The 4608-nt window shown below is 28.6% G+C and carries 6 protein-coding genes; 2 read left to right on the top strand and 4 right to left on the bottom strand.

The genetic code is table 11. The features are described from left to right. The 4 genes from AC30RD_RS06535 to AC30RD_RS06520 all read right to left on the bottom strand — a co-directional run. Positions 1-1672 (bottom strand): EAL domain-containing protein (locus AC30RD_RS06535; protein WP_489493578.1); only part of this gene is annotated, 1672 nt, incomplete at its 3' end. Between the two features lie 26 nt (positions 1673-1698). After that, positions 1699-2040, bottom strand: coding sequence for a hypothetical protein (locus AC30RD_RS06530; RefSeq protein ID WP_489493575.1), 342 nt, complete (start codon positions 2038-2040; stop codon positions 1699-1701). Continuing rightward, a complete protein-coding gene (locus AC30RD_RS06525) occupies positions 2037-2960 on the bottom strand; it encodes a cytochrome-c peroxidase (protein WP_489493574.1) in 924 nt (307 codons plus the stop codon). Before AC30RD_RS06525 ends, AC30RD_RS06530 begins: the two co-directional genes overlap by 4 nt. Positions 2961-3002: 42 nt before the next feature. Then, positions 3003-3659, bottom strand: a complete 657-nt coding sequence (locus AC30RD_RS06520; RefSeq protein WP_489493573.1) for an MqnA/MqnD/SBP family protein — start codon at positions 3657-3659, stop codon at positions 3003-3005. A 73-nt stretch (positions 3660-3732) separates the two neighbouring features. Between AC30RD_RS06520 and AC30RD_RS06515 the strand changes: the two genes are divergently transcribed. Together AC30RD_RS06515 and AC30RD_RS06510 are read left to right on the top strand one after the other, a co-directional pair. Beyond that, positions 3733-3954, top strand: a complete 222-nt coding sequence (locus AC30RD_RS06515) for a MoaD/ThiS family protein (protein ID WP_489493572.1) — start codon at positions 3733-3735, stop codon at positions 3952-3954. A gap of 20 nt (positions 3955-3974) precedes the next feature. Next, positions 3975-4424, top strand: coding sequence for a molybdopterin synthase catalytic subunit (locus AC30RD_RS06510; protein WP_489493576.1), 450 nt, complete (start codon positions 3975-3977; stop codon positions 4422-4424). Positions 4425-4608 lie beyond the last annotated feature (184 nt).

Raw genomic sequence — 4608 nt, 5'->3', positions numbered from 1 at the left:
GTGCATAATCGATCTTTAACTCTTTAATCTTTTTTAAAACCTCTTTTGAATAGACAAATTCCGCTACTGTTTTTATTTTTGCCTCATCGGCAAAATTTTTAACTGTTTTGACTATAAGTTCAGAGTTTTTATGGGTAGTTATATCTTTTATTAAAGATCCGTCAATTTTAATATAATCTATTTTTAGATTTAATATATGCTCAAAATTGGAATATCCGCTTCCAAAATCATCAATGGCTATTTTTGCACCCATACTTTTTATAATAGATACAAAATCTCTAACAGCGTCATAATCATCAATTGCAGCACTTTCTAATATTTCAAAAGTAACCCTTTTTGATAGATTTGGATACTTTTTAAAAAGATTTCCCAAAAATTTTAAAATATTTGGATTTGATATATCTTCTATAGATATATTTAAAGCAAAATCACAATCTTTGCCGTTAAAAAATTCAAAACTTTTTTTAAAAACTGTTTTTGTAAAACTTTCATATAGTTTTGTCTCTTTTGCGATTTGAAGGTATGGAAAAATAGATTCGATTTTTTCTTTATCGTTTTTTAGTCTAGCCAATACCTCATATTTGACGATTTTATTTTCGTATGGATCAAAAATTGGCTGAAAATATGGAAGAATAAGGTCTTTGTCTATGGCATTTTTTAAAATTTTTGTTTTTTTAATATTTTCTTCTATTTTTTCATAAAAACCAAGATTTTCACTATATATAAAATATGATCTTCTAAGATCTTTTTTAACATGTTTTAGCGCCATATCGGCAGTTTCTATTAAAGGTTTTTTGGTAGTTATACCTATGCTTACCGATATATGAATCTCTATATTGTTGTAGATAAATTTATTTTTTTTAAAATAATCTATTATTTTTTTTGCAATTTTTTTAATATCAAAACTATCTTTTGACATTAATATTCCAAAATCATCTCCGCCGATTCTGTAAAATTTTGCCTTTGTCTCTTTAGGAACAATATTTTTTAAAGCTTTTGCTACCTCTTTTAATAAAAAATCACCAGTTTTTATACCGTAAAAATCGTTATAATGTTTAAATCCGTCAATATTTACGATAAAAAAGACCGGATCTTTTATATTTTTTTTATCTTGATCTAAAACTCTTCTATTTAAAAGACCCGTTAAAGAATCAATTCTTGCCATATTTTGTAGTTTTTTTTGCATCAATTTTAGCTGAATATTTTCTTTGTCAACTAAAAAAAGAAGATATAAAATAATTATTATTGCACCGATATAAAAAATTATTAAAACTACATATAATGTGGTTAAAAAATTTAACTCTTCGTTTGCCGATTTTATAAACTCTTTTATAGTCTCTTTTAATTTATTTTTTGAATCACTGTTTAAAATCATATTTAAATATTTAGTATAAAATGGAAAATTGTTAATAAAAAGTTTTAGATGGGATAGCAAGACTTTATGAAACTCGTCGGTTTTTTTATCTTTAAAATTAAATTTTTCCAATTTTTTAAAATTTGTTTTTATCTCTTCTATAAAATCTTCATCAAAACTGTTTTTAGCTAAAAAAATAGATGAGATTGTTTTTATTACTAGCTTTTCATAATTCGCCACTTTTTCATTATCCTTTTTATCTAAAATTTGAGGAATTTTACTAATTAAAGTAGAGAGATACATTGTTGAATTTTTAATAGTTGAGTTTATGCTTTCAAAATCGTTTATAGCCTCAATTTTATCGTATATTGCTTTTTATAATCTAAAAATTTTTTATAAACATCTTTATGCTCTTTTTTTATGGGAGTGTTTTGGATATATTCCAAAGCTTTTTCTATATCTTTTTGGGTATTAGTAATTGAGTCAAAATTCTTATAAAGAAAAAAAGTGCTTTCCAATATCTCATAATCTAACAGCACCTCTTGTGTTTCAAGATGATGAAAAGCGTTTAAGACTTTGTTATTTTTTAAAAAATAGGATTTCGTAAAGTTTTCAAAAAGAAGCAACATAAGTATTGCTAATACTCCTATAATTGTTGCAAAGATTATTCTTTTTTGGAGTTTCATCTGTTTTCTTTTAAAATTTTAGGTTTTTCTCCGGTTAATGTTTTTAAAAAGGCTATTAAAGCTTTTTTTTCCTCTTCGCTCAATCTAAAGCCAAGATTGTGATAAGCCATTTTATCTATAGCTTCTTGAAGAGTTTCGACACTCCCATCATGGAAATAGGGAGCCGTTAAAACTATATTTCTTAAAGAGGGCACTTTATATCTATATCTGTCAAACTCCCTTTTTGTAATCTCGTATCTATCACCAACTGGAGCTTTATCGTATGGATTTATGGCTCCAATTTTTTGATAAGAGTTTCCTCCGATATTTATACCGTTATGGCAGGTGATGCACCCTAATTGTTTAAAAAGAAGATAACCTTTTTTTTCAAGGGGAGAGAGGTTTGTCTCTTTTCTTAAGAATCTATCAAATTTTGAATTTGGGGTTATTAAAGCCTTTTCAAACTCAGCAATTGCGTCTAATACCATCCAATATTTAATGTTGTCGGTTTTATAAACCTTTTTGAAAAGCTTTTTATAAAATTTATTGTTATTTAATCTTCTCTCTATAGTTTTTGCATCCATCGCCATCTCGTTTGGTGCGTGAACCGGACCGTTTGCTTGATCTTTTAGATCTTTTGCTCTTCCGTTCCAAAACTGCCTAAAATTAAAATATGAATTATAAACCGTCGGAGCGTTTACCCTGCCTTTTTTGCCTCCTACACCTATAGAAACAGGTCTTGGATCGGCTCCTCCGTGATCAAAATCGTGACAGCTTGCACAGCTTACTGATTTGTCTTTTGATAAAATCGGATCGAAAAAAAGATATTTTCCAAGCAAAGCTTTATCTTTATTGTATTTAATTGTTTGGGGCAGTGGCGTTATAGGTTCTTTTGCCGTTAAAAATATTGTAAAAAAAATAAAAATAATAATCTTTCTCATTAAATCCCCAAAATTTTAAATTTTTTTAGTGCTTATTATATCTTATCTATTTTTAACCCTCTTTGAAAGGAATATAAATTTTTTTAATGAGAGTTTTGCTTTTTTATCGATTTTATACTCTATTAATGAAAGATAGTTTAGTATATCTTTTCTTGAAAGATTGCTTCTTTTTTCATATTTTTTTAAAATATATCTCGGAATTTTTATTTTTGAGTTTAAAAATTTTTTTGATAGTTTTTCGTATATTTTTTTATCTTTTTTATAGCAAAGTCTTGCAAAAACAAAAGGAAGTTTATATTTTTTAAACCATAAAGCGGCTAAATCTTTACAACTTTTATCGATTTTGTATCTTTTGAGAGCTTTGTCTCCTATTAGGATCTCTCCTTTTTGATTTAAAACCTTTGCAAGAATATTTGACGTGTTTGATTCAAGATCTACTCTATCTTTATCGCCGCATACTATAACGCTTAAAACCTCTTTTTTTGCTATTATTCCAACGTCTGTGCATTTTTGATTTTTTGAAAATATGCTTGAAATAAAGGCTGCGTCAATTTTATTTTTTTTAAATTCTTCATTGATTTTTGAAGGCACTCCCTTTTTATGTTCAAGTGCGGCTCTATCTGCTGGGTTTTTTAAATATCTTTTTAAAAATATATAAAAAGGTAATAGGTTTATATAATCTATCTTTGCAAAAATCATGGCAAGATTATACCATTTTTAAAAAAAATGGTTTTTGATATAATAGAGCTCTAAAAAATTAACGGGGAAAAAAATGGTTACGATAGAGTTTTTAGGACCTATAGAAAAAAAATCTATAAAAATAGAGGCAAAAAATTTAAAAGAGGTAGCTTTAAAGCTAAAAGAGGATAAAGAGCTCTCTAAATGGATAAGTGAATGCGCGGTTGCGATAAATGATAAGATAGTTGATAATTTGGATATTGAATTAAAAGAGGGAGATAAAATATCTTTGCTTCCTCCTGTTTGCGGCGGATAAATCTTTAAAAGAGATAAAGGATTAAGATGTTAGAGCTTTATAATGGCCCTCTTGATGTGGATGAGATATTTAGTAGATGGAGGATATGGGGAGAAGATAAAAATTTTGGCGCATTTATAACTTTTGTTGGAACCGTTAGAGAAGAAGGGGGGATTGAGGCTTTAAGTTTTGACGTTTATGAGCCTATTTTAAAGGAGTGGTTTGAAAATTGGCAAAAAAAAGCAAACGATATGGGGGCATATCTAAAGATGGCTCACTCGATAGGCGATGTGAGAGTGCATACCTCCTCATATATGGCCGGGGTTTTTTCTCCTAAAAGAAGAGTCGCCCTAAATTTAATCGAAGAGTTTGTGGAAGATTTTAAAGCAAGTGCGCCTATTTGGAAATATGACGTTATAAATAAAAAAAGAGTTTATGCAAAAGATAGAAGTCAAAAGATAAAGGGAGCGGGAATATTGGATATTGGTTAAAATGGTTGAGTGGTTGAGTAGTTGAGTGAGCAAGCGCAAAGCGAAGCTTTAGGAAGTAAACTGCTTTACTTCCGTGCGCTTGCGAAAGCTACGACTATATGCGAACCCTAAATCTAAGGATTTTAGTGGTGAGCATAGGAGTAGCTGGTGAACCTTGATGCAAATCAAGCGAGTAAAACGAGCG

The organism is Nitrosophilus sp., from assembly GCF_982775275.1.
This window is presented reverse-complemented; position numbering and strand designations above follow the sequence as displayed.

Excerpts from the sequence above, each read along its gene's own strand:
- AC30RD_RS06530 (WP_489493575.1), bottom strand. The coding sequence starts at position 2,040 with ATGAAACTCCAAAAAAGAATAATCTTTGCAACAATTATAGGAGTATTA.
- AC30RD_RS06525 (WP_489493574.1), bottom strand. The coding sequence starts at position 2,960 with ATGAGAAAGATTATTATTTTTATTTTTTTTACAATATTTTTAACGGCA.
- AC30RD_RS06520 (WP_489493573.1), bottom strand. The coding sequence starts at position 3,659 with ATGATTTTTGCAAAGATAGATTATATAAACCTATTACCTTTTTATATA.
- AC30RD_RS06515 (WP_489493572.1), top strand. The coding sequence starts at position 3,733 with ATGGTTACGATAGAGTTTTTAGGACCTATAGAAAAAAAATCTATAAAA.